Below are 26,656 nucleotides of genomic sequence, written 5' to 3'. Positions count from 1 at the left end.
AGCCGAATGTGTGATGGGCATTCACTGAACGGGAATTTGCCGAATCCGGCCATTCTCTGCGCCTGCTGATATCGGTACGCCGCTACCGACTGATTTTGATCATTCTCCGCCGCTACCATTCCTCTGGTTCCCTCGGGGGAAGGAATGGCACATGTACAGCATCATCGTGGTGCCCGCGAACGGTTCCGGACCTGCCGACCAGATCCGTCTCGAACCCGGCGAGACACTCGCGTTCGGCAGGAATTCGGCCCCTCCGGCCGCGGGCCGCCGCCATCTCACCATCGAGCACTGCGGGGTCTCCCGCACGGCGGGTGAGATCACGGCGTCGGTGGCGTTCTGGACGCTCAGCAACCACAGCGCGCGGCAGACGTACGTCGTGGAGAACCCGGAGGGGGCCGGCGAGCACATCAAGATCGCGCCGGGTCGGGTCGAGGCGCCGATCCCGTTCGAGTTCTCCCGTGTGGTGCTTCCCGCCGGCGGCGATCTCCTCAACTTCGACGTCTGGGCGCCGCGCCACGACTACGCCGACCTGCCCGCCGACAGGTCCGGGGGCGAGGCCACCACGCTGGCCTTTCCGCTGGACCGCACCAAGCGCTATTTCCAGGTGCTCGCCGCCCTGTGCGAACCGCGGCTCCGCGGCGAACCGCACGCACCATTACCGACCGTCGACCAGGTGACCGAACGGCTGCGCCCCGTCTGGCCGGCCGCGGGCCGCGCCTCGGTCCAGTGGAACATCGACTATCTGGCGGTCAAGCTCCGCCTCAAACAGCCTCCGGAATCCGCCGCGAGCGGCCCCCGCCTCAACGGGAAGAAAGAGACCCTGGTCGCCCTCGCGCTGCGCTTCGACCTGGTGAGCCAGGACCAACTGGACGTCCTCGAAAAGCCGACGCCATGACGGCAGGGGAACATCCCACCGTCCCGGTCCCGGCCGGCTATCGCATCGGCCGCTGGGAAGTCCGCGAACCTCTCGCCTCCGGAGCGTTCAGCAGTGTCTACGCCGCACGGGCCACCGACCCCGGTTCCGGCTCCGCCGACGGGCTCCCCGCCGACGCGGCGCTGAAGATCCTGACCACCGGCACCCGGACCCCGCGCCAGCTGAGCCACCTCCAGGAGCTGGCCCGTCGCGAGCTGGAGATCCACCGCAAGCTCCAGCACCCGCGTCTCATCCGGATGTTCGAGGCGCAGACCATCGACGATCCCGGACGCCCGGCGCTGGACGGCGCCACGGTCCTCGTACTGGAGCGCGCCGCGGGCTCCGTCGAGGACCTGCTCGGCCGCTCCGGCGCCGGGCCGCTGCCCGCCGCGCCGGGTCTGCTCGCCCAGATCTGTGAGGGGATCGCCCAGCTCCACCGGGCGGGCTGGGTGCACGGCGATCTGAAGCCGGCCAACGTCCTGCTGATGGCGGACGACTCCGTCCGGCTGGGCGACTTCAACCTCGCCTCCGAGATGGAAGGCACCCACGCCTACGCGCCGGTCTTCGCGACACCCGACTACACCCCGCCGGAGCTGCTCTGGTCCGAGATCTCCGAGCAGGGCCGGCAGATCCGCCCCACCGCCGACATCTGGGCCTTCGGCATCCTCGCCCACCTCCTGCTGACCGGGACGCTGCCGCTGCCCGGCGGCACCCCCGCGGCCCGCAGGGACAGCCTGCTGCGCTACGCACGCGGCAGGGAGGAACTGCGGCTCTCCGCCGAACTCCCCGAGGCCTGGCGGCCGATCGTCACCGACTGCCTCGCGCGCAGTCACGAGGACCGCGCGGTGCACGACGCCGGTTCCCTGTTGCGCCGGGTGGAGGCCGCCGCGGGCACCGGCCCGTCCCCCCGCCTGCCCCGTCTGCGCCCCCGCAGGGTGCCCCGCCGGGTGTGGGCGGCCGGCGTCGCGGCCGCGCTGATCGCCTCCGGCAGCGCCTACGCGCTGCGCGACCGGCCGCAGGACCCCGCGCTGTACGGCGCCGAGGAACTGCGCACGGACCAGGGCGTCCCCGTCGAGTACCGCGGTCTGATCGTGGACGCCGCGCACACCTGCGAGAGCCGCGACGTCACCCCGGCACTGATCGCCGCGCTGCTGAAGACCGAGTCGGACTTCGACCCCGCTCTCGCCGATCCGGCCAAGGACGAGTACGGCATCGCCCGCTGGACACCCGGCGTCCTCTACTACTGGCTGCCCGACAACCAACGCCCCGCCAAGGTGAAGGACTTGAAGCCCCCCTTCCCCCCGAAGACGTCGATCCCGGCCGTCGGCCGCTATCTGTGCGACATCTCCCGCACCCTGTCGAAGGACGTGCGGGGCAACCGGCAGGTGGCGGTGGCCGCCGCCTACCGGACCTCGGTCGAGATCGTCAACAAGGCCGCCGGCGTCCGCCCGCAGGAGCGCTCCTACGCCGCGAGTATCGAGCGTCGGCTGGACCAGTACACGCCGGGCAGCGGCTGACCGAGCAGCACGGGTACCTCGGACGTCCGAGGTACCGCTTCCGGCTGCGGCACCGCATCGTTGCAGCTGTGCGCCGGTACAGGGGAGCGGCGCAACCCGAGTCACTGAAGGAGCCCGTCATGAGGACATTCCGTACGCTGCTCACCGCCGCGACCGTGACCGCCGGTGTCGCACTGGTGATGACACCCGGTACGGCCGAAGCGGCACAGAAGGCGTGGGACTGCCCGAGCGGCTATGTCTGCCTGTACACCAAGAGCGGCGGAACCGGCCAGCGCTGCTACACGGACATCTCGATCACGAAGTGGACGACTCCGTCCTGCAACACCGTCAAGTTCCAGTCGTCGTTCAACAACGGCACGGTGTCCGGCGGGGTCAACCACGTCCACGCGTACACGGAGTACTCGTACGGCGGGGGTGACCACCACCTCGTCCGCGGCAACAAGGGCCGCCTGACCAGCGATGAGCACCCGACCGGCATCAGCATCAAGTCCATCAAGTGGACGTCGAGCTGACCTGACCGTCGCGCCGGGCCACGGCCGTCGGGGCGAGTGGCGGTCGTCCGAGGGCGACCGCCTACGGGGCCGGGGCGCCGGGGTCCGACAGGGCGATCGCCCCGGCCGGACACAGGTCGACGGCCCGGCGGACCGAGTCCCGCGTCCCGGCGGGCGGCTCGGGCCGCAGCACGATCGCCCGGCCGTCGTCCTCGTCCTGGTCGAACACCTCACCGGCGGTGTACACGCACATTCCGGAGCCGACGCAGCGCCCGGCGTCCACCGTGATCCGCATCGCTCACGCCTCCCAGGTGACCGGGAGGCTCTTCACCCCGTAGATGTCCGCGGTCTCCGGGCGCAGGACAACCTCCTCCGGTGGTACGGCCAGACGCAGCGCGGGAAAGCGGCCGAACAGCGCGGGGAACGCGACCTTCATCTCGACCCGGGCCAGTTGCTGCCCCAGGCACTGATGGATGCCGTGCCCGAAGGCCAGGTGCCCGCCGCCCTGCCTGCCGAGGTCGAGCGTGTGGGGATCGGCGAAGCGCCCGGGGTCGCGGTTGGCGGTGTTGTACGACAGGATCACCCGCGATCCGGCCCCGATGGTCGTGCCTCCCACCTCGACGTCCTCCAGCGCCGTCCTCATGAACGTCTTGGCGACACTGAGGTATCGCAGCAGTTCCTCCACGGCCCGGTCGGCGAGCCCGGGATCGGCGCGCAGCGCGGCCAGTTGCTCCGGATTGCGCAGCAGCGCGAAGGTGCCGAGGGACAGCATGTTCGCGGTGGTGTCGAGCCCGGCCGCCAGCAGGAGCAGGGCCATCCCTCTCAGCTCCTCGTCCGTCAGATCGCTGCCGGCGAGGTCGCTGAGCACGTCGTCGGTGGGGTTCGCCCGCTTGGCGGCCACCAGCTCCGCGAGGTAGTGCTGGGTCGCGGTGTAGGCCGCGATCATGTCCTCGTCGCTGGTCTCCCCGTTCATGAACGAGTCGACCTGCTCCTGGAAGGACGCCCGGTCCCGGTACGGCACTCCCAGCAGTTCACAGATCACGATGGCGGGGATCGGCCTGGCGAACGCGGTCACCAGGTCCGCGGAGGTCCCGGCCTCCTCCATGGCGTCCAGGTGGTCTGCGGTGATCTGTTCGACGCGCTCGGTGAGCAGCCGCATCCGCCGCACGGTGAACTTGCCCATCAGCGGCTTCCGGTAGCGGCTGTGCCGGGGCTCGTCCATGAGCAGGAACTCACCGGGCGGCGCCGGGGGCGCCGTCATGTCCCCGTAGTCGATGGTCGGATGAAGCATGAGCTCCCGGCGCGAGCTGAACCGCGAGTCGGCCAGGACCGACCTGACCAGGTCGTATCCGGTGATCAGCCAGCCGGGTTCGCCACCCGGGAAGGTGTAGTGGCTGATGGGGCCGTGCCGGCGGGCGTCGAGCAGCTCGGCCGGCGGGTCGAAGGGGCAGCCGGACCCACGCTCCGTGGGCATCGTCGTGACGGTGTGCAGTAACCCACCCATGATCATTTCCCCCGTCCATTTCGCGATAGTACGCGTTTGGCCATGCCTGAAAGCTACGTTGCATCCAGAATTCCTGTCAATCGACAGAAATGCATCTACGCAGGTAAACAGCCTGAAATTGATGCAATGACGATGCGGCCGAATGCAATATCGCGTTGCAATGACTGACTGCGAAAGCAATACTGACGGCATGCCAGGAGAACGGTTGACCCAGCAGGACCGCCAGCGCATCGCGGCGGGAATCGCCGACGGACTCTCCTGCTCCGAGATCGCGCGACGGCTCGGCCGGCCGCCCTCGACGATCAGCCGGGAGATCGCCCGCAACGGCGGCTCCGGCGGCTACCGCCCCGACCGGGCGCACCGGGCGACGGGCCTGAGAGCGCGGCGTGGCACACCGGCGCCCCCGCGCACGGCCGGGTCACCGGGTGACGCGGCGGGAGAGGAGATCATCGAGGCGGCGGTCCGGGCGGGGCTGCCGAGGATGATGGCGCGCGTACACATGGACCTGCTGCTGTCCGAGGAGGGCAGGCGCACCGCGGCCGAACTGACCCGCAGGCTGAAGGTCAGCCCGGCCTCCGTCTCCCTGGCTGTGAACTACCTCGTGCAGCACGGCTACGTCCGGCGCGAACGCGATCCGCAGCGGCGGCGCGACGTCTACGTGATCGACGACGCGGCCTGGTACCGGTCCGTCGTGCTCAGCACCGTGCAGACGCTCGAAACGGCGCGGTCCGCGATGGCCATGGCGGAGGCGTCCGGCCCGGACAGCCCCGTGGGGCAGCGGATGGCCAAGGCGGGGGCGTTCCTGGAGCGGGTCAGCCTGGACATGATGGAGTCGGCCGACCGCTGGCGCGGTCTCCTGGACTGAAGGGCCCCGGCGAACCCCGGAAACCGGCAGGGCCGCGGTTCGGCGGGCGGCCCCGTCAGCCGTACATCGCCACGCGGTGCAGCGCCGCGAGCGCGTCGTCGACGGGGTGTGGCTGCGGCCTGCCGGAGGGGTCGAGCCTGTTCCACCGCTGCGTGTTCAGCGCGACCGCCATCTGCCGCTTGCCGTCGGCGCGGATCACGGCCAGCGCCCCACCGCCCCAGACCGTGCCGCCGTGGCCCCAGAAGGTACTCCGGCCGGGCTCCTCCATCGGGTACAGGCCGAGGCCGTAGTCGATCGTCCTTCCCTCCTGGGAGACGACCGGGACGGTGCGCCGCATCTGCGCCAGCGACGACGGACCGACGATCTCCCCGGCCAGCAGCTTGCCGAAGAAGCGGTTGAGGTCGGTGACGGTCGATATGAGCGAGGCCGACGGCCCCACCCATGACATGTCGAAGACGCTGTAGTCGCGCGGCGGGTCGATCATGCCGAACCACGCCTCGTAGAGCTTCGAGTGCGGCCCGTCGACGTGCGGTCCGGTGGGGAACCCCGTGTCCCGGAGCCCGGCGCGCTCGATGACGTTGCGGGTGATGTACCGCTCGGCCGTGGTGCCGGTCACCTGTGCCAGGAGTTCGCCGAGCAGCAGATAGTTGGTGTTGGAGTACAGCCCCGGAGCACCACCCGGGGCGCCGGCGGCGGGTGCGGTGACCCCCATCGCGATCAGTTCGGCGGCATCGAACCGCGTGAGCCGGTGGTCGTCCAGGCTCTGGGGTCCGGTGCCCGCGAGGTCGGGGAACGCCTTGAGCGACGGATAGGCGTACGGGAGGTACTCGGCGAGGCCGCTGGTGTGGTCCATCAGCATCCGGACCGTGATCGCGTCGCCGCGTTCTTTGGGAACCAGCTTCGGGAGGTACCGGCCGATCGGTGCGTCGAGACCGATCCGGCCGCTCTCGACCTGCTGCAGAACCGCGGCGGCGGTGAAGGTCTTGGTGATGCTGCCGACCCGGTGCCGCATGTCGGCGCGGACGGGGCGACCGGTGTCGACATCCGCGACCCCGGCGGCGCCGCGCCAGACCCGGTCACCGTCCCGCACCTCGGCGAACAGGCCCGGCACCCCGGCGCGGTGGACGTTCTCCATGGCGGCGTCCAGCGCCGCGCGATCCAGTGAGCTCTGCACGTCATGCGTCCTTTCGTGGTCCCCGGGATGGGCTCCGCATCGGTCACCGACCCGGACGAGCCGCCCCGGGCAAATGGGCACGAGTGGCATGCCGGCCCGCCCGGCACGCCCATGTCCTCATTATGCACGCGGTGCGTGCAACACCAAGTGCACAGGTAGGCTGAGATTCGGCGAGAGGAGCGGGATGGCAGGCCGAAGGCGTTGGTCGACCGACGAGATCCTGGATGCGGCGGCGGAACTGCTGCGCACGGGCGACGCGGATTCATTCAGCGTGCGCAAGCTCGCGGCGACCCTCGGAACGGATTCCTCCAGCCTCTACCGGCACTTCCGCAGCAAGACCGAGCTGCTGCGCGCGGTCGCCGACCGGATTCTTCTGGCCGCGATGGACGACTACCGCCCCGAGGGGGACTGGAAGCAGCGCATCACGTCCCTGGCCCTGCATGTGAGAGAGGCATTCGGACGGCAGCCCCCGCTCGCGGCGGTCTGGGGGCGCTACGCGTCGGGCGGCACGGGTTCCCGGATGATCATGGAGGAGGTGCTGCACGCGCTGCGCACGTCGGGGCTGCCCGACGAGGAGATCCCGGCGTGTTACCACCGGATCGCGGTCCTCATCGCCGCGTTGATCGCCTCCGAGGCCGGGGTCAGCACCGTCACCCCCAAAGAGCACGAACAGGGCATGGAGCTGTTCCGCGTGGCGGTTCTGGGCGCGGACCCCGAACGCTTCCCGACCCTGGCCCACTTCGCCCGCGACGTCCGTCCCCTCGGGGCGGACCGCCGCACCGCGTTCGAAGAGATCCTCGCCGCCCAACTCGCCCATGTCGAGGCCTCGGTCCGCGCACCGGCCGAACGTTCCTCCGCTCAAAAAGCCCCTGGTAGGGTCCGCGGAGGGCACCCACAACGCGATGGAGATGGTTCATGAGGCTGCTCCCGTTGTTCCTCCGCCGGCCGATCGAGGCGGTGTACGAACGCCGACTGGCCACCACGCTGGCGGGGCTGCCACGGCCCCAGCATGTCGGGATCATGCTCGACGGCAACCGGCGCTGGGCCCGGCAGGCGGGTCACACGGACGTCCGGGAGGGGTACCGGGCAGGTGGCGCCAAGACGACCGAGTTCCTGGGCTGGTGCGCTGCCGACGGAATCGAGCGCGTGACGCTCTTCATGCTCTCCGACGACAATCTCGGGCGCCCCGCCGAGCAGCTCGGCCCGCTGATCGAGATCATCGAAGCGACCGTCCGGGACATCACGGCCGCGGGCCGTTCCTGGGAGGTCCAGGTGATCGGCTCGCTCGACATGCTGCCCGGCGCCAGTGCCCGGGTGCTCAAGGAGGCCGCCGCCTCGACCGCGGGGCGCGGCGGGCTCAAGGTGGACGTCGCGGTCGGCTACGGCGGCCGGCGGGAGATCGTCGATGCGGTGAAGAGCGCCTTCGAGGAGCACATCGCCGCCGGAGGCGACCCTGCCGAACTGGTCGACCGGTTCGATATCGAGGACATCTCCCGGCATCTGTACTCGCCGACGGCCGACCACACCGACTTCATCATCCGGACCTCCGGAGAGCAGCGGCTGTCCGGCTTCCTTCTCTGGCAGTCCGCGTACGCCGAGATGCACTGGGTGGACTGCTACTGGCCGGCGTTCCGCCACGTGGACTTCCTGCGCGCACTCCGCTCGTACGCGAATCGCGAGCGGCGATTCGGAAAGTAGCCGTCTTCGGCGCCGGAAAGACGGTCAGACGTCGCCGAACTCCCCGGCCCTGACGCCCGCCACGAACGCGGCGAACGAGACGGCGGAGGCGTTCAACAGCGGGCCGCCCGGGGTCTTCGAGTCGCGGATGGGGACCACGCCGAGCGGGGCGACGAGGTTGGCGCCGACCTCCACGCAGGCGCCGCCGTTGCTGCTGTAGGAGGACTTGAACCAACGGTGGGATTCGGTGGTCACGGGGGAGCCCTTTCGTAGCCGCTTGAAGCCCCGCCACGCTCCCGGCGGATCACCAGGAAGCGTGGCGGGGCTTACGTCGCACGCGGTATCAGTACCCGCGAAGCCGACCGGTCAGACAGTGCCGAACTCTCCGGCCTTCACGCCCGCCACGAACGCGGCGAACGAGACGGCGGAGGCGTTCAACACCGGGCCGCCCGGGATCTTCGAGTCACGCACGGGAACCACGCCGAGCGGGGCGACGAGGTTGGCAGCGACCTCGACGCACTGGCCGCCGTTGCTGCTGTAGGAGGACTTGAACCAGCGGGGGGATTCGGTGGTCACGGGATGCCCTTTCGTACCTGCTCGATCACGGCTACGGATGCCGCCTGGGACAGCGCTTCGGCCTGCATTTGATGGTAGGCCGTTACCAGCGGCTGCACGAACCTCATATCGCGTTCCAAGCAACCCTGTTGTGCCGACTCGGTGTACGCGATCTGCGACCGGTCGGCAAGGTTCAGCAGCGTCACAGGCAGGTCGAATGCCCTGCGCTCCCCCAGGTCGAACGGAGCCACCTGCACGACGGTTGACGGCAGTTCAGCGAAAGCGACGAGCTGGTCCAGTTGCTTCGCCATGACCTCGGAACCACCCACTGGGCGTCTGATGCAGCTCTCGTCGAGGACGACGTAGACCAGCGGCGCAGGAGTTCGCCGCAATGACTCCTGCCTTCGCGCGAGGAGCGACAACCGTTCTTCCGCCTGCTGCTCGGTGATCGCTCCGCGCCGCACGGCACCGGTGGTGATGGCTGCGGCGTACTCCGGTGTCTGGAGCAAGCCAGGGATGATGCCGAGCTCGAAGAGCCTGATCTCTGCCGCGCGCACCTCGTGCGCCACGAACTCCGGGAAGCCCTCAAGTATCGCGGTGTTCCAAACGGCCCGCCCCTGGCGTTCGAGTCGGTCGCCCGTTCCGAACGCCCTGTCAGCACTTGCTGCGAAGCGAGGAGTTGGGGGCCGTCGACCAGTTTCGACGGCGGAAATATGCGTCCCCGAGCACCCCATGCGATCCGCCAGCTCGTCCTGCGTCCAGCCACGCTCGTCGCGTAACTGACGCAGGCGCTGCCCGAAGCGAGCAACGGGCGATTTTTCGGGGTCCAGCTCTTTGCGGTTCACCATCCAGCAGTCCCATCTCTCCGCTCAAACGGAGCAAGTTGAAGACCCCCCGACTCTAAGCCACGCTGATCCCCCTTGGTAGCGGAACCGTTACGGAGAGGAGTGGCCCATGTCTACGGAAGACGGCCCCCCGAGCGAGCAGAGGCCCTCACAAGTCCCCTCCACCGGCACGATGTTGGTGGACACCAGCCGTCGTGACCGGGTGGGCGAGTTCCGGGGAGTGGCCGGCCCGTACTGGTCGTTGCGGCCGGTCAGTGGTGGTGCGGAGTGGGAGGCGGAACCCGCGAACGTACGGGAGCCGAGTCCCATAGAGCGGTTGCGGGCCGAGATCGCGCGGTGCAATGCCCGGAGCGAGGGGCGGATCCTGTGACCGGCGACGTCAACACACAGTTCCAGCAACCGAGTTACCGGTGCGAGGCGGTCGCCGAAGGGCTCGTGTACGGCGCCGACGAGACGGTGCGGTACGTCCTCGGCACCTTCCGGACCATCTCCCCCGTCCTCGCCCTGCGCTGGCTCGGCGGACAGGCCCTGTGGATCGTGGGCCGGCTCGATCTCGTCGACCACCTCGCCGAACTCCGCGCCTGGTACGAGGACCGCGAGAGCCAACGCGCCGCCCACGCACACATCAAGGGCGGAGCCCCGCTGCTCGTCGTCGTCCCCGACGACGACTGCACGTACACGCTGTCCGTACGATCCGTGGAACAGGCACACACGACCACGCTCCGCTGCCGGCCCGGGGAGGGATCAACATCAGAAACCGCTCGTCACACCCCGTACGGCCCCCCGACCGCCGCAGCGCCATTCGGTACCTGTGGTGGCTGATCGTCTGCCAGCGCCGCCGGATCGCCGCCGGCGCGCTGCTGGGCAGCGCCTGGATGGTGTGCCTGACGCTGCCGCCGTACCTGCTGTCCCGCGCCATCGACGACGGGCTGCAACCGGGGCGGTGGCCCGCGCTGGCCGGCTGGGTCGCGGCGCTGCTGGGCGTGGGGGTGCTGAACGCCTGGCTGGCCATCATGCGGCACCGCACGATGACCAGGGTGCGGCTGGACGCCGCCTTCCGTTCCGTGCGGGCCGTGGTCTCGCAGGCGACCCGGCTGGGCGGGGCGCTGCCGCGCCGGGTCACGGCCGGGGAGGTCGTCACGATCGGGTTCGGCGATGTCGGGGTGATCGCCAACACGCTGACCATCACCGGCCCCGGTGTCGGCGCGGTTCTCGCCTTCTTCGTCGTGGCCGCGCTGTTGCTGTCCGTGTCACCGCTGCTCGCGGCCGTCGTGCTGCTCGGGGTGCCGCTGCTGGCGGTGCTGGTCGGCCCGCTGCTGGGGCGGTTGCAAGGGGTCGAGGCCACGTACCGGGAGCGGCAGGGCGGGCTCGCCGGTCGTTTCGCGGACATGGTCGGGGGCCTGCGCGTCCTCAACGGCATCGGCGGCAAGGAGGTGTACGCCGAGCGCTACCGGCGCGGCTCGCAGGAGCTTCGGGCGGAGGGGTACCGCGTCGGCGCGGTGACCAGTTGGATCCAGGCCCTCGGCGTCGGCCTGCCCACCCTGTTCCTCGGGGCCGTGACCTGGCTCGCGGCCCGGATGGCCGCCGAAGGGACCATCAGTGTCGGCGAGTTGGTCGCGGTCTACGGGTACGCCGCGGTGCTCGTGGTGCCGGTCGAGTTCTTCATCGAGGGCGGCTACGACCTCAGCCGCGGACTGGTCGCCGCCCGCCGGGTCATCCGGTTCCTGGACCTGGAGCCCGATTCCGTCGACGGAGCCGCGGCCTCGGACGGGCCCGGCTCGCCTGCCACGCTCCGTGATCCGGCGTCCGGTGTGGAGGTGGCGCCCGGGAGGCTGACCGCGCTGGCCGGTGCCCGGCCGGCGGAGTCGGCGGCGGTGGTCGAGCGGCTCGGCCGGTTCACCGGTTCGGCCGCGACGTGGGGCGCTGTACGCCTCGACGAGATCGACCTGACGCAGGTGCGCCGGCGGATCCTGGTCGCGGACAACGAGGCCGATCTGTTCGCCGGTCCGCTGCGCGAGGTGATCGGCGGCGCCCGGGACCGTGACGAGGAGTCCATCGACCGGGCCCTGTACGCGGCCGTGGCCGAGGACATCGTGCGCGGTCTGCCCGACGGACTCGACTCGCGGGTCGACGCGCAGGGCCGCAACCTCTCCGGAGGCCAGCGCCAGCGCGTCCGGCTGGTCCGGGCCCTGCTGGCCGATCCCGAGGTGCTGCTGGCGGTGGAGCCCACCTCGGCGGTCGACGCGCACACCGAGGCGGCCATGGCGACCCGGCTGCGCGCCGCACGCTCCGGGCGCACCACCGTCGTCACCAGCACGTCGCCGCTCCTGCTGGACCAGGCCGACACCGTCTGCTATCTGGTCGACGGTCGCGTCGCGGCCGTCGGCAGCCATCGTGAACTCCTGGACCGGGAGCCCGGCTACCGGCTTCTGGTGTCCCGTGGCACGGAGGACGACGTCCCCGCCGACGAAGAAACCGTCCCGCCGTCCAGGGAGGCCGTGCGATGACCACCGGAACCGGAGCGGCGCACCAGGCGCTGCCCATCGCCGAACCGTCCCGGATACGCCGGGCGGCGCTGCGGCTGATCCGGCTGGACGGCCGCGTCTTCGCCGCCATGATCGGCCTCAACGCGCTGGCCGCCGGTGCAGGACTCGTCGGCCCGTGGCTGCTCGGCCGGATCGTCGACGAGGTCGGGGCGGGCGCCGGGGTGGCCGCGGTGGACCGCCTGGCGCTCACCATCCTCGTCTTCGCCGTGGCGCAGCTCCTCCTGGTCCGCTGGGCCGGTCACGTAGGACACCGCTTCGGCGAGCGGACCCTCGCCCGCATCCGCGAGGAGTTCGCCGACCGGACGCTCGGGCTGCCCGCCCGGGTGGTCGAACGGGCCGGGACGGGCGATCTGCTGACCCGAGGCACCACCGATGTCGCCATGGTCGGCGCCACCCTCCGGGACGCCGGACCCGAGGTCCTCATCGCCGCGGTCCAGGCGCTGTTCATCCTCGGTGCGGTCTTCGTGCTGGACCCGTTGCTCGGTGCGTGCGGGGTGCTGGGCCTGCTCGGGATCTGGTTCGCCGCCCGCTGGTATCTGCGCCGGGCGCTCACCGCGTACCTGGCCGAGGGAAGCGCCAACTCGGCGCTCGCGGAGCAGCTCGCGGCCACCGCCGCCGGGGCCCGCACCGTCGAGGCCCTCGGGCTTCAGCAGCGCCGTGTCACCGCCTGCGAGGAGGCCGTCGAGGAGTGCTGGAGGACCCGGACCAGGACGCTGTTCCTGCGCAGTGTGCTCTTCCCGGCCGTGGACGTCTCGTACGTCATTCCGGTGGCCGGTGTCCTGCTGGTCGGCGGCGTACTGCACGACCACGGCGCGGTGAGCCTCGGCGCGGTGGTCGCATCGGCCCTGTATCTGCGGCAGCTCTCCCAGCCCCTGGACACCATCCTCCAGCGGCTGGAGCAGCTCCAGAGCAGCAGTGCCTCCTTCGCCAGGGTCGAGGGTCTCGCCCTGGCGGCGCACGTACCGCCGGCCGCCTCCCCCGCACCGGCCGACGACCGGATCGAGGTGACGGACGTGCGTTACGCCTACGACGGCGGGGGCGACGTCCTGCACGGTGTCGGCCTGACGGTCCGCCCCGGCGAACGGCTCGCGGTCGTCGGCCCCTCCGGCGCGGGCAAGACCACCCTGGGCAGGCTGCTTGCGGGCATGGACGCACCGCGCACCGGCTCGGTGACGGTCGGGCAAGTCCCGGTCGCAGGGCTGGACCCCGAACGGCTGCGCAGGCACGTCGTGCTGGTCACCCAGGAGCACCACGTCTTCCTCGGCACGGTCCGGGACAACCTGAGGATCGCCTCGGCCGACGCCACCGACGACGAACTGCGCGCGGCGCTGGCCGCCGTCGGCGCCGACTGGGCCGACGAACTGCCGGACGGCCTGGACACCGATCTGGGCCACGGGGCGCACCGGCCGGACGGCGCACGGGCGCAGCAGCTGGCCCTGGCGCGCGTGGTGCTGGCCGATCCGCACACGCTGATCCTCGACGAGGCCACCGCGCTCCTGGACCCGAGGACGGCCCGGCACACGGAGCGGGCGCTGGCCGCCGTTCTCGAAGGCCGGACCGTGGTCGCCGTCGCGCACCGCCTGCAGACGGCCCACGACGCCGACCGGGTGGCGGTGATGGAGGACGGCCGGATCACCGAACTGGGCACCCATGACGAGCTGGTGGCGGCGGGCGGCGCGTACGCCGCGCTCTGGCGTTCCTGGCACGGCGAACGGCCGTCCTCGTCCTGAAGGCCCCGCTCCGTAGTCCCCGCCGCCGTCCTGAAGGCTCCGCCCGTCCGCCCCGCTCGGCGCGCGCGGGCGGGGCGGAGCTGGTCTGCTGGTCGGGGGGGCCGTCCGACCACGACCCGGAGAGATCCAGATGAGCGTCCCCAGCACCTACCGAGCCGCGCAGGCCGCAGCCGCCGGCGGCCCCTTCGAGATCGTCGAGCGCGCGGTACCGCAGCCGGGGCCGGGGCACGTCCGGATCTCCGTGGACGCCTGCGGGGTCTGTCACAGCGACGCGTTCTTCGTGGACGGCGCGCTGCCGGGCGTACGGTTCCCGGTGGTCCCGGGGCACGAGATCGCCGGCCGGATCGAAGCACTGGGCGAGGGCACGCAAAGTGCCTGGCAGGTGGGCGACCGGGTGGCGGTGGGCTGGTTCGGCGGCAGCTGCGGCCACTGCACACCGTGCCGGCAGGGCGACTTCGTGGTCTGCCTGAACCTGAAGGTGCCCGGGTGGTCGTACGACGGCGGCTACGCCGAGAGCTTGGTCGCCCCGGCGGACGCCCTGGCCCGGATCCCGGACGCGCTGTCGGCGATCGACGCGGCGCCGATGGGCTGTGCGGGGGTGACCACGTTCAACGGGCTGCGGCGCAGTTCCGCCCGGCCGGGCGACCTGGTCGCCGTGCTGGGCATCGGCGGCCTCGGTCACCTGGGTGTGCAGTACGCGGCGGCGATGGGCTTCGAGACGGTGGCGATCGCCCGGGGGGCCGCCAAGGCCGACTTCGCGAAGGAGCTCGGCGCCCACCACTACATCGACAGCACCGCGGGCACCGGCGTCGCGGACGCGCTCCAGTCCCTGGGCGGGGCCAGGGTGGTGCTGGCCACCGCCGCCAACTCCGCGGCGATCACGTCGACCGTGGACGGGCTCGCGCCCCGTGGCGAGCTGGTGGTCATCGGGGCGGACCCGGAGCCGCTGGGCATCAGCCCGAACCAGCTGCTGATGTCCGGCAAGGTCGTCCGGGGCCATCCGTCCGGCACCGCGCAGGACGTGCAGGACACCCTGGCGTTCAGCACCCTGCACGGCATCCGCCCGATGACCGAGCCGGTGCCGCTGGACGGGGTGGAGGAGGCGTACCGCAGGATGCTGTCCGGTGCCGCCCGCTTCCGGATGGTGCTCACCAACGGCTGACCCCGGCCGCGGGCCTCGGCCCGGTGCACGCGGACACCGGAGCAGTACGACGCAGAGCACGGCGGCGGCACCGGCCGTGCCCGGGCCGCGGGTGAGAACCCGGTCCGCCGGGGCGGGCACCGTCTCCTCCGGCCGGTGCGGGAGCTGCCGGGCCACCGCGGCCGCGCCGGCCGGCGTCACCGCCGGGTGCCCGGCAGTGCGGGGCCGGTCCGGCTGACGCCGGACGAGGCGTTCGCGGAACACCCGCCGGGCGCCGTGCCGCACGGCCGGCGGCCGGGGCCGGAACTCGATGCCCGGTGGCTGCGGTCGGTGTAGGGGCGCCGTCCCTGGCCGGCCCGGGCCCACGGCCTCCTCCCCTCGGCCGACGCCGTCCGCGCACGCGACGCGGTACACGGAGTGGGTGCCGCGCGTCCTCGCGGGCGCCGGACTGCCGCCGCGCACGAAGCTCCGCATCCACCTCACGCTCTTCGCCCGACGCGCCCATGCGCCCACGCACCCATGGGCAGGGGCCTGCGACGGCCGCGGCGGCCGGCGAGCCGGAATCGCGGGCCCTCCAGGACTCCGGGCTCTCCACGGAGAAGCGGATGGAAAGAAACAAGCCACATTTCGACGCCATCTCGGCCAGTGGCGACCACCCCTTGCCCGGCTCGCTTTTCGAACACGAGGCGTTCGAGCTCGACCTCGGGATTCTCTTCGGATTCGGGCCCCGGAGGACGCTGGACGGCATCGCGGTGATGATCGGCGAAACGTCCGCTTAACGAACACGACGTTTCCGGCAACGAACGAATTCCGGCCAACTTGTTGACGCGGTCCTGACAGGAACATCTTCCGGCTGACACTCTTCACCCCGTTCTGCGCTCTTCTCGCTCACCCCGGACGGCTCACCGTGCCGCCGGTACCCCCCTCGCAGAAGGAGTCCGCGTGAGATCCACGCCCAGCCGTCGTGCCACCGCGACCGGCGCTCTGATAGCCGCAGCAGCCCTCGTAGCCGTCGGAGTCCAGACCGGCACGGCCACTGCAACTCCCAGCAGCGCCACAGCGGCGACCTCGGCGGCGGCCGGCGCCGACCACGGTGCCCTGGCCAAGCAGCTCTCCCCGTCCCAGCGCGCCGAGCTGATCCGCAAGGCGGACGCCAGCAAGGCGGACACGGCCAAGGACCTCGGTCTCGGCTCGCAGGAGAAGCTCGTCGTCCGGGATGTCGTCCAGGACAACAACGGCACCACTCACACGCGTTACGAGCGCACCTTCGCCGGACTTCCGGTACTCGGCGGCGACATGGTCGTCATGGAGTCCAAGTCCGGGGCGACCCAGGGCGTCACCAAGGCCTCCAAGGTGACCAGCGGTCAGCTGAAGGCCGTGGACCTGAAGGCGGACGTCGCACCCGCCAAGGCCGAGAAGCAGGCCCTCGGCCTCGCCAAGGCCGACGGTTCGAAGAAGACCGAGGCCGACCGGGCACCCCGCAAGGTGGTCTGGATGGCGCAGGGCAAGCCGCAGCTCGCCTACGAGACCGTCGTCGGCGGCCTCCAGCACGACGGCACCCCCAACGAGCTGCACGTCATCACCGACGCGGCCACCGGGGCGAAGCTGTACGAGTGGCAGGGTGTCGAGAACGGCACCGGCAACACCCAGTTCAGCGGCCAGGTCACCCTCGGCACCGCACCGTCGTACACCCTGACGGACACGGGCCGCGGCAACCACAAGACCTACAACCTGAACCACGGCAGCTCCGGCACCGGGACGCTGTTCACCAACTCCACCGACGTGTGGGGCAACGGCAACCCGTCGAACGCCGAGACGGCCGCCGCGGACGCGCACTACGGCGCGGCCGAGACCTGGGACTACTACAAGAACGTGCACGGCCGCACCGGCATCCGCGGTGACGGTGTCGGCGCGTACTCCCGTGTCCACTACGGCAACAACTACGTCAACGCCTTCTGGCAGGACAGCTGCTTCTGCATGACGTACGGCGACGGCTCGGGCAACAACGCCCCGCTGACCTCGCTCGACGTCGCCGCGCACGAGATGTCGCACGGTGTCACCGCCGCCACCGCCAACCTGGTCTACAGCGGTGAGTCCGGTGGCCTCAACGAGGCGACCAGCGACATCTTCGCCACCGCGGTCGAGTTCTACGCCAACAACACCAGCGACCCGGGCGACTACCTCATCGGCGAGAAGATCGACATCAACGGTGACGGCACCCCGCTGCGTTACCAGGACAAGCCGAGCAAGGACGGCGCGTCCAAGGACGCGTGGTACTCGGGCATCGGCAACATCGACGTCCACTACTCCTCGGGCCCGGCGAACCACTTCTTCTACCTGCTCTCCGAGGGCAGCGGCGCCAAGGTCATCAACGGGGTCTCCTACGACTCCCCGACCTCCGACGGCCTGCCGGTGACCGGCATCGGCCGCGCCAAGGCCGAGCAGATCTGGTTCAAGGCGCTCTCCACCAAGTTCACCTCCACCACCAACTACGCGGCGGCCCGCACCGGCACCCTCGCCGTGGCCGGTGAGCTGTACGGCACCACCAGCGCCGAGTACAAGGCCGTCATGAACGCCTGGGCGGCCATCAACGTCGGCACCCGTGACGGCGGCGGCAACCCCGACCCGGGCGGCAAGGTCTTCGAGAGCAAGACCTCGGTGGCCATCCCGGACCGCGGTGCGGCCGTCACCAGCTCGGTCAGCGTCACCGGTGTCACCGGCAACGCCCCCAGCGCCCTCAAGGTCGACGTGGACATCACCCACACCTACCGCGGTGACCTGGTCGTCGACCTCGTCGCCCCGGACGGCACCGCCTACCGGCTGAAGAACTCCTCGGCCGGCGACCCGGCGGACGACGTCCGCGGCACCTACACGGTCGACGCGTCGTCCGAGGTCGCCAACGGCACCTGGAAGCTCAAGGTCCAGGACGTCTACTCGGGTGACACGGGCAAGATCAACAGCTTCAAGCTCACCTTCTGAACCCCGCACCGGTCATGACCCGGTGACCACCGCCCGGCAGGAGCTCACGCCCTGCCGGGCGGTTGCGTGTCCGGCGGGCGCTCAGCGCATCAGCACACCCGCACCGTCCACGGCCGCCTCCGCGGGCAGCGCCACCAGGCCGAGTTCCGCCCCGGTCGCCAGCAGCGGATGGGCCGGCAGCACCCGCACCGTGTAGCCGTAGGGGCCCGTGCGGTCGAGGGCGAGCGGCCCCTCGTAGAGCCAGCGGCCCTCCAGGTCCTGGCCCCCGGCCGGCTTCAGCGGGAAGACCTGGGCGTCCGAGATCCCGTCGGCCGCGTCCACCCGGCCGGCCACCGCCTGCACCTCCACGTCGTCCGGATCCAGCACCCCGAGGGCGACCCTGACCCGGAGCAGCAGCGCCGAACCCAGCTCGGCCGATCCGTCCGCCGCGGTGGGCGCCACGGCCTCCACGTGGTCGACGGCCACCCGCGGCCAGGCGGCCCGGACCCGGGCCTTCCAGTCGGCGAGCCGACGAGCCGTCCCGGGGTCGAGCGCGCGCCGGGCGCGGGCGGCGGGCACGTACAGCCGCTCCACGTACTCGCGGACCATCCGGTCGGCCAGCACCTTGGGGCCGAGCGTGCCGAGCGTGCGGCGGACCATCTCGATCCAGCGCCCCGGAAGCCCCTCCTCGCCGCCCAGGTCGTAGAAGCGCGGCACGACCCGGTCCTCGATCAGTTCGTAGAGGGCGGCAGCCTCCAGATCGTCCCGGCGGTCCTCGTCCAGGGCCAGACCGTCGGCGGTCGGGATCGCCCAGCCGAAGTCCGGCTCGAACCACTCGTCCCACCAGCCGTCGAGCACCGAGAGGTTGAGGCAGCCGTTGAGCGCGGCCTTCATCCCGCTCGTACCGCAGGCCTCCAGCGGGCGCAGCGGATTGTTCAGCCATACGTCGCAGCCCGGGTAGAGCTTCTGCGCCATGGCCATCCCGTAGTCCGGCAGGAACACGATGCGGTGGCGCACCCGGGGGTCGTCGGAGAACCGCACCAGCTCCTGCACCAGCCGCTTCCCGCCGTCGTCGGCGGGGTGGGCCTTGCCGGCCACGACGATCTGGACCGGCCGGTCCGGGTGGAGCAGCAGTTCCCGCAGCCGGTCGCGGTCGCGCAGCATCAGCGTCAGCCGCTTGTACGAGGGGACGCGCCGGGCGAAGCCGATCGTCAGCACGTCCGGGTCGAGCACGCCGTCGATCCAGCCCAGTTCGGCCGGCTCCGCGCCCCGGGCCCGCCAGGAGGCGTGCAGCCGTTCACGCACCTCGGTGACCAGCTGGGCGCGCAGGGAACGCCGCAGCTCCCACAGCTCGCGGTCGGGGACCCCGGCGGCGGACTCCCAGCGTCCGGGCGTGCCGCCGTAGCGGTTGCGCAGCCGGAAGACCTCGGGCGCGACCCAGGTGGGTGCGTGCACCCCGTTGGTCACCGAGGTGATCGGCACCTCGTCCGGGTCGAAGCCCGGCCACAGCCCGGCGAACATCTTCCGGCTGACCGAGCCGTGCAGGGTGGAGACCCCGTTGGCCCGCTGGGCGAGCCGCAGTCCCATCACCGCCATGTTGAAGAGGCCGGTCTCACCGCCGGGGTAGGTCTCCGTGCCCAGTTGCAGGATGCGTTCGACGCCCACGCCGGAGAGTTCGCCGTCGTCGCCGAAGTGCCGGGCGACCAGTTCGCGGTCGAAGCGGTCGATCCCGGCGGGCACCGGGGTGTGGGTGGTGAAGACGGTGCCGGCCCGGACGGACTCCATCGCGGAGTCGAAGTCGAGTCCGGTGCCGGAGAGTTCCCGGATGCGTTCGAGACCGAGGAAGCCGGCGTGCCCCTCGTTGGTGTGGAACACCTCGGGTTCCGGGTGTCCGGTGAGACGGCAGTACGTGCGCACCGCGCGCACCCCGCCGATGCCGAGGAGCATCTCCTGGAGCAGCCGGTGCTCGCTGCCGCCGCCGTACAGCCGGTCGGTCACCTCGCGCTCGCCCGGCGCGTTCTCCTCCACGTCGGAGTCGAGCATCAACAGCGGTACCCGGCCGACCCGGGCCAGCCAGATGTGGGCGTGCAGCGAACGGCCGCCGGGCAGGGCCAGCACCACCCGGCTCGGGGTGCCGTCGGTCTCGCGCACCAGGGCGACCGGGAGCTCGTTCGGGTCGAGCACCGGGTAGTGCTCCTGCTGCCAGCCGTCGCGCGACAGGCTCTGGCGGAAGTAGCCGTGCCGGTAGAGCAGGCCGACCCCGATGAGCGGTACGCCGAGGTCGCTGGCGGCCTTGAGGTGGTCGCCGGCGAGGATGCCGAGCCCGCCGGAGTACTGGGGCAGGGCGGCGGTCACCCCGAACTCGGGGGAGAAGTAGGCGACGGCGGCCGGGAGTTCGGCGCCCTGCTCCAGCTGTTCCTGGTACCACCTGGGGCCGTCCAGGTAGTTCCGCAGGTCCTGGGACGCCTCGGTCAGCCGGTGCAAGAACTGCTCGTCCCGGGCCAGCTCGGCGAGCCGGCCCGCGGACACCGCACCGAGCAGCCGCACGGGGTCGCACTCCGCCGCCGCCCGGATCTCCGGGTCGACGGCCTGGAACAGCTCACGGGTCTCGGGGTGCCAGGACCAGCGCAGATTGCGGGCGAGGTCACTGAGCGGTTGAAGGGGGTCGGGGAGGACGGGACGCACGGTGAATCGACGAATGGCCTTCACGTATTCCACCTTCGCAGGGGACGCGGGGATCCGAGGGGACATACCTCGGTGCGTCCCCCACGCCCGTTCCGGCACATCGGCCACACAGGTAATGGCCGATTCCCTTCCCCCGTTCACTCTTGTGGCACTCCGCACCAGAGGGAAAGCTGCCCAGTGGCGTCCGGAAGGGCACCGACGGGCCCGTGGAACTCGGGGCGGCGCCCGACACGGACAGGTCGTCACAGAAACACCCGAGTATTTTGACAAACCACCGGATCGGCCCACCGGGAATCGCGGGAAGGCTTCTCCGGAACACAGCCCGAGTGCGCACCGGGTGCCGCATGGACGACGCCCGGATGCAGCACGAATGCGAGGCATCCGCGGGCCGGTTTTCACCCGGTTGACATCCGCGAAACATACCCGTGCCCCGCCCATTCGACTGCCATTCGAGTGAATGCGGACAGGAGCGGCCATGCCCACACACGGTCAGCCGTCAATTGAGCAGCTAGAAAGGACGCACCCCATCGGTCGCGGTGCGCGTATTCCGCCCTCCGCCGCTGTGCCGCGTCCCGTTCGGCCCGAGCCCCAGTCCCGGGCCCAGTCCCCAGGTGATTCCATGATCGGTCGCATTCCCGTACTCGACGTCCGTCCCCTCGTCGACTGCGGCCAGAGGCCCGCCAAGGCCGTTGCCGGTGAGACCTTCCAGGTCACCGCGACCGTCTTCCGCGAGGGCCATGACGCCGTCGCCGCCAATGTGGTCCTGACGGACCCGGGCGGACGCCCCGGCCCCTGGACGCCGATGCGCGAGCTGGCCCCGGGCACCGACCGCTGGGGCGCCGACGTCACCCCGGACGCGGAGGGCCGCTGGACGTATACGGTCGAGGCCTGGAGCGATCCGGTCGCCACCTGGCGGCAGCACGCCGGGATCAAGATTCCGGCGGGGATCGACACCGCGCTCGTCCTGGCGGAGGGCGCCGGGCTGTACGAGCGGGCCGCCGGCGGCGTACCCAAGCGGGACGGGCGCGAGGCGGTACTGGCCGCCGTGGACGCGCTGCGCGACGAGTCCCGGCCGGCCAACGCCCGGCTGGCCGCGGCGCTCGCCCCCGAGGCACTGGCGGCGCTCGCCCGGCACCCGCTGCGCGAACTGGTCAGCGCGTCCCGGCCGCTGCCGCTGGTGGTGGAGCGCCGGCGGGCCCTGTTCGGCTCCTGGTACGAGCTGTTCCCCCGCTCGGAGGGCGCCGTGGTCGAGCGGGCCGCCCCGTCCGCGAGGCGCAGGGGCGGGGCCGGGGAGGGGCAGAAGGCGGCGAAGGTCCCGCCGAGGATCGTCGGCGGCACCTTCCGCACGGCCGCCGAACGGCTGCCCGCGGTCGCCGCGATGGGCTTCGACGTGGTCTACCTGCCCCCGGTCCACCCGATCGGGACCACCCACCGCAAGGGCCCCGACAACGCCCTCTCCGCCGCCCCGCACGACGTGGGGGTGCCGTGGGCGATCGGCTCGGCCGAGGGCGGTCACGACGCCGTGCACCCCGCTCTCGGCACCCTCGACGACTTCGATCATTTCGTTGCGACCGCCCGGAATCTGCGCATGGAGATCGCTCTCGATTTCGCGCTCCAGTGCTCTCCTGACCACCCCTGGGTGGAGAAACATCCGGAGTGGTTCCACCATCGCGCGGACGGCACGATCGCCTATGCCGAGAATCCGCCGAAGAAATACCAGGACATCTATCCGATCGCCTTCGACAAGGACCTGGGCGGACTGGTCGCCGAGACCGTGCGCATTCTGCGGTTCTGGATGGATCACGGTGTGCGGATCTTCCGCGTGGACAATCCGCACACCAAGCCGGTGATCTTCTGGGAGAAGGTGATCGCGGACATCAACGGAACCGATCCCGATGTGATCTTCCTGGCCGAGGCATTCACCCGGCCCGCGATGATGAAGACGCTCGCGTCCATCGGATTCCAGCAGTCCTACACGTATTTCACCTGGCGCAACACCCGGCATGAAATCACCGAATACGTCACGGAGCTGTCGGGCGAAACCGCCTCCTACATGCGGCCCAACTTCTTCGTGAACACCCCGGACATCCTGTCCGGATATCTCCAGGACGGAGGCCGCCCGGCCTTCGAGGCGCGGGCCGTGCTCGCCGCGACGCTCTCCCCGTCCTGGGGTGTGTACGCGGGCTACGAGCTCTGCGAGAACACCCCGGTCCGGCCCGGCAGCGAGGAGTACCTCCACTCGGAGAAGTACGAGATCCGGCCCAGGGACTGGGAGGCGGCGGAGCGCGAGGGCCGTTCGCTGGCCCCGCTCATCACCACGCTCAACCGCATCCGGCGGCGCAATCCGGCGTTGCAGCAACTGCGGGACGTGCACTTCCACTCCACCGACAACGACGCGTTGATCGCGTACAGCAAGCGTTCGGGGTCGAACATCGTTCTGGTGGTCGTCAACCTCGACCCGCACCACACCCACGAGGCCACGGTCTCGTTGGACATGCCGCGACTCGGCCTCGACCGGCACGAGCGTGTGCCGGTGCGCGACGAGCTCACCGGCGATACCTATCACTGGGGCAGGACCTTCTACGTGCGCCTAGAGCCGGGCGTCACGCCCGCGCACGTCGTGGTCCTGCGACCGTCCCCGCCGACCGGAGGGTCACCCACACCATGATCGTCAATGAGCCTGTCCACGACACGTTCGAGGACACCCCGGCCAAGGACCGCGATCCCGACTGGTTCAAGCGTGCCGTCTTCTACGAGGTCCTCGTCAGGTCCTTCCAGGACTCCAACGGCGACGGAATCGGCGACCTCAAGGGCATCACCTCCAAACTGGACTATCTCCAGTGGCTGGGCGTCGACTGCCTCTGGCTGCCGCCGTTCTTCAAGTCGCCGTTGCGCGACGGGGGTTACGACGTCTCCGACTACACCGCCGTGCTGCCGGAGTTCGGTGATCTGGCCGACTTCGTGGAGTTCGTCGACGCCGCGCACCAGCGCGGGATGCGCGTGATCATCGACTTCGTCATGAACCACACGAGCGATCAGCACGACTGGTTCCAGCAGTCCCGCACCGACCCCGAGGGGCCGTACGGCGACTACTACGTCTGGGCCGACGACGACAAGCAGTTCCCGGACGCCCGGATCATCTTCGTGGACACGGAGACGTCCAACTGGACCTTCGACCCGGTGCGCAAGCAGTACTACTGGCACCGGTTCTTCTCCCACCAGCCCGATCTCAACTACGAGAACCCGGCGGTGCAGGAGGAGATCATCTCCGCGCTCCGCTTCTGGCTGGACCTCGGCATCGACGGCTTCCGGGTGGACGCCGTGCCGTACCTCTACCAGCGGGAGGGCACCAACTGCGAGAACCTCCCGGAGACCCACGACTTCCTCAAGCGGGTCCGCAAGGAGATCGACGCGCACTACCCGGACACCGTGCTGCTCGCCGAGGCCAACCAGTGGCCGGAGGACGTCGTCGACTACTTCGGCGACTACCAGGCCGGCGGCGACGAGTGCCACATGGCGTTCCACTTCCCCGTGATGCCGCGGATCTTCATGGCGGTGCGGCGCGAGAGCCGCTACCCGGTCTCGGAAATCCTGGCGAAGACACCGGCGATCCCGGCGAACTGCCAGTGGGGCATCTTCCTGCGCAACCACGACGAGCTGACCCTCGAAATGGTCACGGACGAAGAGCGCGACTACATGTACGCGGAGTACGCCAAGGATCCGCGGATGCGGGCCAACATCGGCATCCGGCGGCGACTCGCGCCGCTGCTGGACAACGACCGCAACCAGATCGAGCTGTTCACCGCGCTGCTGCTGTCGCTGCCCGGCTCCCCGATCCTCTACTACGGGGACGAGATCGGGATGGGCGACAACATCTGGCTCGGCGACCGGGACGCGGTACGCACCCCGATGCAGTGGACGCCCGACCGGAACGCCGGGTTCTCCTCCAGTGACCCGGGGCGGCTCTACCTCCCCACGATCATGGATCCGGTCTACGGCTACCAGGTCACCAACGTCGAGGCGGCGATGGCCTCCCCGTCGTCGCTGCTGCACTGGACCCGGCGGATGATCGAGATCCGCAAGCAGAACCCGGCCTTCGGTCTCGGTTCGTACAACGAACTGCCGTCGTCGAACCCGGCCGTGCTCGCCTTCACCCGTGAGCACGGCGACGATCTCGTGCTGTGCGTGCACAACTTCTCGCGGTTCGCGCAGCCGACGGAGCTCGATCTGCGGTCGTTCGAGGGGCGTCATCCGGTGGAGCTGATCGGCGGGGTGCGCTTCCCCGCCATCGGCAAGTGGCCCTACCTGCTCACACTCGCGGGGCACGGTTTCTACTGGTTCCGGCTGCGCAAGGACGCGCCACCGAGCTGACCGGACAGCACGTCGTACCACCAACCGCGGGGCGGTTTCCGCCGCCCCGCACGGGGCACCAACCCCCACATCGCACACATACGGCCCCTTCCGGGCCCCATCTGGCGTTTCGATCCCATCGAGTCGAGTCCGTACGGACCATCCTGACCCGACACGTCCCGCACAGCCGGACAGCTATTGCCGCAATCCGGGACACTCTTCGCATCCTGTGGTGTGCCCGGGGAAAGGACGCGATGCCATGTCGGAGGCTGCCTCCCTTCGGGTCGCCCTGGCCGACAGCCCAGCCCTGCTCCCGTCTCTCGCCCCCCTGCTGCACGAATGGCTGCCCCGGCAGCGGTGGTTCGCGGGCAAGGGACGGCCGGTCACCGCGTTCTCGCTGGTGTCGGCGACCGAGATACTGCCGGTGGGCACCGGTCCCGTCGCCGCCGGAACCGGGACCGGGCTGCTCCATCTGCTGGTCCGGGTCCAACAGCCGGCCACGCCCGAGCGGTCGCCGGACGACTGCTACCAACTGCTGCTCGGCGTACGGTCCGTACTGCCGCCCCGGCTGGCACCCGCGCTCATCGGCCGGGTGTCCGGGGGGCCGCTGACCGGCCGCACCGTCTACGAGGCGCTGCACGATCCGCGCCTGGCAGAACTTCTGCTGGAACGATTCCGTACCCCTGGCACACTGGGCGCGCTGCGCTTCGACCGGAGCGGCCCGGCCATCGCGGCGGGCCTCGCGCCGCGGCTGCTCGACACCGAGCAGTCCAACACCTCGCTCGTCTACGGCGACGCGTACATCCTCAAGATCTTCCGCCGGATCTTCCCGGGCACCAACCCCGATCTGGAGCTGCCGCTCGCACTGGCACGGGAGGGCTGCGGGCGGGTGCCCGCCCCGGTCGCCTGGTTCGAGGCCGCCACCGCCACGGAGCCGCTCACCCTCGGCGTCCTCCAGCCGTTCCTGAGCGGCGCGCAGGACGGCTGGCAGCTCGCACTGCGCGCCCTGGCCGAGGGCCGGGACTTCACCGAGGAGGCCCACGCGCTGGGCCGGGCCACCGCCGAGGTGCACACCGCGCTGGCCGCCGCCCTGCCGACGCCCGCCCTGCACCGCGCCCAGACCGAGCACCTGGCCGCCGCGATGGTGCGCCGGCTGGAGGCCGCCGCCCAGGCGGTACCGGAACTCGTGCCGTACGTCCCCGGGCTGCGCACCGCCTTCGACGCGGTGGCCGCGCTGGGGCACCGGGCGCGCGACCGGGCGGCCCAGCGGGTGCACGGCGATCTCCATCTCGGCCAGACGCTCCGCGCGGCCGACGGTTTCTGGTCACTGATCGACTTCGAGGGCGAACCGGCCCGACCGCTGCCCGAACGCCGCCGGCCGCAGCTCCCGGTCCGCGACATCGCCGGGATGCTCCGCTCCTTCGACTACGCGGCCCGCTCGCACCGCCCGTGGAACGCCGACTGGGCGGCCCGCTGCCGGACCGCCTACTGCGAGGGGTACGCCCGCGCGGCGGGCGCCGACCCGCGCGGCGAACCGGAGCTGCTGCGCGCCCACGAGACCGACAAGGCGGTGTACGAGGTGCTGTACGAGGCACGGCACCGGCCCGACTGGCTGCCGGTCCCGATGGCCGCGATCCACCGCCTGGCCGCCGACGACTGACGGCCCGGCACGCGCCCCGCCACCGTTCCCCCCGCTCCCCCGCTC

At 70.9% G+C, this 26,656-nt stretch carries 23 protein-coding genes; 16 read left to right on the top strand and 7 right to left on the bottom strand.

Features of this window, described 5'->3' with window-relative positions:
* Positions 1-151: 151 nt before the first annotated feature.
* The 3 genes from AADR41_RS14045 (at position 152) to AADR41_RS14035 (ending at position 2,942) form a co-directional block, all read left to right on the top strand.
* On the top strand, positions 152-895 hold the full coding sequence (locus AADR41_RS14045; RefSeq protein ID WP_342281709.1) for an FHA domain-containing protein: 744 nt from the start codon (positions 152-154) through the stop codon (positions 893-895).
* Positions 892-2,430: a protein kinase domain-containing protein gene (locus tag AADR41_RS14040; RefSeq protein WP_342281708.1), complete on the top strand. Its 1,539-nt coding sequence runs from the start codon at positions 892-894 to the stop codon at positions 2,428-2,430. The genes AADR41_RS14045 and AADR41_RS14040 overlap by 4 nt, the downstream gene beginning before the upstream one ends.
* A 119-nt stretch (positions 2,431-2,549) precedes the next feature.
* On the top strand, positions 2,550-2,942 hold the full coding sequence (locus tag AADR41_RS14035; protein ID WP_342281707.1) for a peptidase inhibitor family I36 protein: 393 nt from the start codon (positions 2,550-2,552) through the stop codon (positions 2,940-2,942).
* Between the two features lie 61 nt (positions 2,943-3,003).
* On the opposite strand, the gene AADR41_RS14030 is transcribed toward AADR41_RS14035, so the two are convergent.
* Both AADR41_RS14030 and AADR41_RS14025 read right to left on the bottom strand, forming a co-directional pair.
* Complete coding sequence (locus AADR41_RS14030) at positions 3,004-3,216, bottom strand: ferredoxin (protein ID WP_342281706.1); 213 nt, start codon at positions 3,214-3,216, stop codon at positions 3,004-3,006.
* 3 nt (positions 3,217-3,219) lie between these two features.
* Positions 3,220-4,425, bottom strand: coding sequence for a cytochrome P450 (locus AADR41_RS14025; protein WP_342281705.1), 1,206 nt, complete (start codon positions 4,423-4,425; stop codon positions 3,220-3,222).
* Between the two features lie 205 nt (positions 4,426-4,630).
* On the opposite strand from AADR41_RS14025, the gene AADR41_RS42885 reads away from it, so the two are divergent.
* On the top strand, positions 4,631-5,290 hold the full coding sequence (locus AADR41_RS42885; RefSeq protein WP_446751033.1) for a helix-turn-helix domain-containing protein: 660 nt from the start codon (positions 4,631-4,633) through the stop codon (positions 5,288-5,290).
* 55 nt (positions 5,291-5,345) lie between these two features.
* On the opposite strand, the gene AADR41_RS14010 is transcribed toward AADR41_RS42885, so the two are convergent.
* The gene (locus tag AADR41_RS14010; RefSeq protein WP_446751036.1) at positions 5,346-6,425 is read right to left on the bottom strand and encodes a serine hydrolase domain-containing protein; all 1,080 of its coding nucleotides are present in this window, start codon (positions 6,423-6,425) and stop codon (positions 5,346-5,348) included.
* Between the two features lie 223 nt (positions 6,426-6,648).
* Between AADR41_RS14010 and AADR41_RS14005 the strand changes: the two genes are divergently transcribed.
* Both AADR41_RS14005 and AADR41_RS14000 read left to right on the top strand, forming a co-directional pair.
* Positions 6,649-7,383: a TetR/AcrR family transcriptional regulator gene (locus tag AADR41_RS14005; RefSeq protein ID WP_342281703.1), complete on the top strand. Its 735-nt coding sequence runs from the start codon at positions 6,649-6,651 to the stop codon at positions 7,381-7,383.
* Positions 7,380-8,162 carry an isoprenyl transferase gene (locus tag AADR41_RS14000; RefSeq protein WP_342281702.1) on the top strand — a complete coding sequence of 261 codons (783 nt, stop codon included), beginning with the start codon at positions 7,380-7,382 and terminating at the stop codon, positions 8,160-8,162. Before AADR41_RS14005 ends, AADR41_RS14000 begins: the two co-directional genes overlap by 4 nt.
* A gap of 24 nt (positions 8,163-8,186) precedes the next feature.
* Here AADR41_RS14000 and AADR41_RS13995 read toward each other — a convergent pair whose 3' ends face one another.
* The 3 genes from AADR41_RS13995 to AADR41_RS13985 all read right to left on the bottom strand — a co-directional run bounded on the left by AADR41_RS13995 (position 8,187) and on the right by AADR41_RS13985 (position 9,544).
* Positions 8,187-8,396, bottom strand: a complete 210-nt coding sequence (locus AADR41_RS13995; RefSeq protein WP_342281701.1) for a DUF397 domain-containing protein — start codon at positions 8,394-8,396, stop codon at positions 8,187-8,189.
* Between the two features lie 111 nt (positions 8,397-8,507).
* A complete protein-coding gene (locus AADR41_RS13990; RefSeq protein ID WP_342281700.1) occupies positions 8,508-8,717 on the bottom strand; it encodes a DUF397 domain-containing protein in 210 nt (69 codons plus the stop codon).
* Positions 8,714-9,544, bottom strand: coding sequence for a helix-turn-helix domain-containing protein (locus AADR41_RS13985; protein WP_342281699.1), 831 nt, complete (start codon positions 9,542-9,544; stop codon positions 8,714-8,716). Before AADR41_RS13985 ends, AADR41_RS13990 begins: the two co-directional genes overlap by 4 nt.
* A gap of 106 nt (positions 9,545-9,650) precedes the next feature.
* Between AADR41_RS13985 and AADR41_RS13980 the strand changes: the two genes are divergently transcribed.
* From AADR41_RS13980 to AADR41_RS13950, 7 genes are all read left to right on the top strand, one after another.
* On the top strand, positions 9,651-9,911 hold the full coding sequence (locus AADR41_RS13980; RefSeq protein WP_342281698.1) for a hypothetical protein: 261 nt from the start codon (positions 9,651-9,653) through the stop codon (positions 9,909-9,911).
* Positions 9,908-10,363, top strand: a complete 456-nt coding sequence (locus tag AADR41_RS13975; protein ID WP_342281697.1) for a hypothetical protein — start codon at positions 9,908-9,910, stop codon at positions 10,361-10,363. The genes AADR41_RS13980 and AADR41_RS13975 overlap by 4 nt, the downstream gene beginning before the upstream one ends.
* 53 nt (positions 10,364-10,416) lie before the next feature.
* The gene (locus tag AADR41_RS13970; protein ID WP_342281696.1) at positions 10,417-12,048 is read left to right on the top strand and encodes an ABC transporter ATP-binding protein; all 1,632 of its coding nucleotides are present in this window, start codon (positions 10,417-10,419) and stop codon (positions 12,046-12,048) included.
* Positions 12,045-13,817 carry an ABC transporter ATP-binding protein gene (locus AADR41_RS13965; RefSeq protein WP_342281695.1) on the top strand — a complete coding sequence of 591 codons (1,773 nt, stop codon included), beginning with the start codon at positions 12,045-12,047 and terminating at the stop codon, positions 13,815-13,817. The genes AADR41_RS13970 and AADR41_RS13965 overlap by 4 nt, the downstream gene beginning before the upstream one ends.
* A gap of 130 nt (positions 13,818-13,947) precedes the next feature.
* Positions 13,948-14,979 carry an alcohol dehydrogenase gene (locus AADR41_RS13960; protein WP_342281694.1) on the top strand — a complete coding sequence of 344 codons (1,032 nt, stop codon included), beginning with the start codon at positions 13,948-13,950 and terminating at the stop codon, positions 14,977-14,979.
* Positions 14,980-15,563: 584 nt separating this feature from the next.
* The gene (locus tag AADR41_RS13955) at positions 15,564-15,737 is read left to right on the top strand and encodes a hypothetical protein (RefSeq protein WP_342281693.1); all 174 of its coding nucleotides are present in this window, start codon (positions 15,564-15,566) and stop codon (positions 15,735-15,737) included.
* A 163-nt stretch (positions 15,738-15,900) separates the two neighbouring features.
* Positions 15,901-17,937, top strand: a complete 2,037-nt coding sequence (locus AADR41_RS13950; RefSeq protein WP_342281692.1) for a M4 family metallopeptidase — start codon at positions 15,901-15,903, stop codon at positions 17,935-17,937.
* Between the two features lie 81 nt (positions 17,938-18,018).
* Here the strand turns inward: AADR41_RS13950 and glgP are convergent, their stop codons facing one another.
* Positions 18,019-20,625 (bottom strand): alpha-glucan family phosphorylase, encoded by a 2,607-nt coding sequence (gene glgP / locus AADR41_RS13945; RefSeq protein ID WP_342281691.1) that lies wholly within the window; start codon positions 20,623-20,625, stop codon positions 18,019-18,021.
* A gap of 595 nt (positions 20,626-21,220) precedes the next feature.
* Here glgP and AADR41_RS13940 point away from each other — a divergent pair.
* The 3 genes from AADR41_RS13940 (at position 21,221) to AADR41_RS13930 (ending at position 26,611) form a co-directional block, all read left to right on the top strand.
* Positions 21,221-23,269: an alpha-1,4-glucan--maltose-1-phosphate maltosyltransferase gene (locus AADR41_RS13940; protein WP_342281690.1), complete on the top strand. Its 2,049-nt coding sequence runs from the start codon at positions 21,221-21,223 to the stop codon at positions 23,267-23,269.
* The gene (treS, locus tag AADR41_RS13935; protein ID WP_342281689.1) at positions 23,266-24,972 is read left to right on the top strand and encodes a maltose alpha-D-glucosyltransferase; all 1,707 of its coding nucleotides are present in this window, start codon (positions 23,266-23,268) and stop codon (positions 24,970-24,972) included. The genes AADR41_RS13940 and treS overlap by 4 nt, the downstream gene beginning before the upstream one ends.
* A 238-nt stretch (positions 24,973-25,210) precedes the next feature.
* Complete coding sequence (locus AADR41_RS13930) at positions 25,211-26,611, top strand: maltokinase N-terminal cap-like domain-containing protein (RefSeq protein WP_342281688.1); 1,401 nt, start codon at positions 25,211-25,213, stop codon at positions 26,609-26,611.
* Positions 26,612-26,656 lie beyond the last annotated feature (45 nt).

This window comes from Streptomyces sp. CLV115, assembly GCF_038448545.1.
Taxonomy (GTDB): Bacteria; Actinomycetota; Actinomycetes; order Streptomycetales; family Streptomycetaceae; genus Streptomyces; species Streptomyces sanglieri.
Note: the sequence above shows the minus strand (reverse complement) of the source record. Positions and strands in the feature narration are given on the sequence as shown.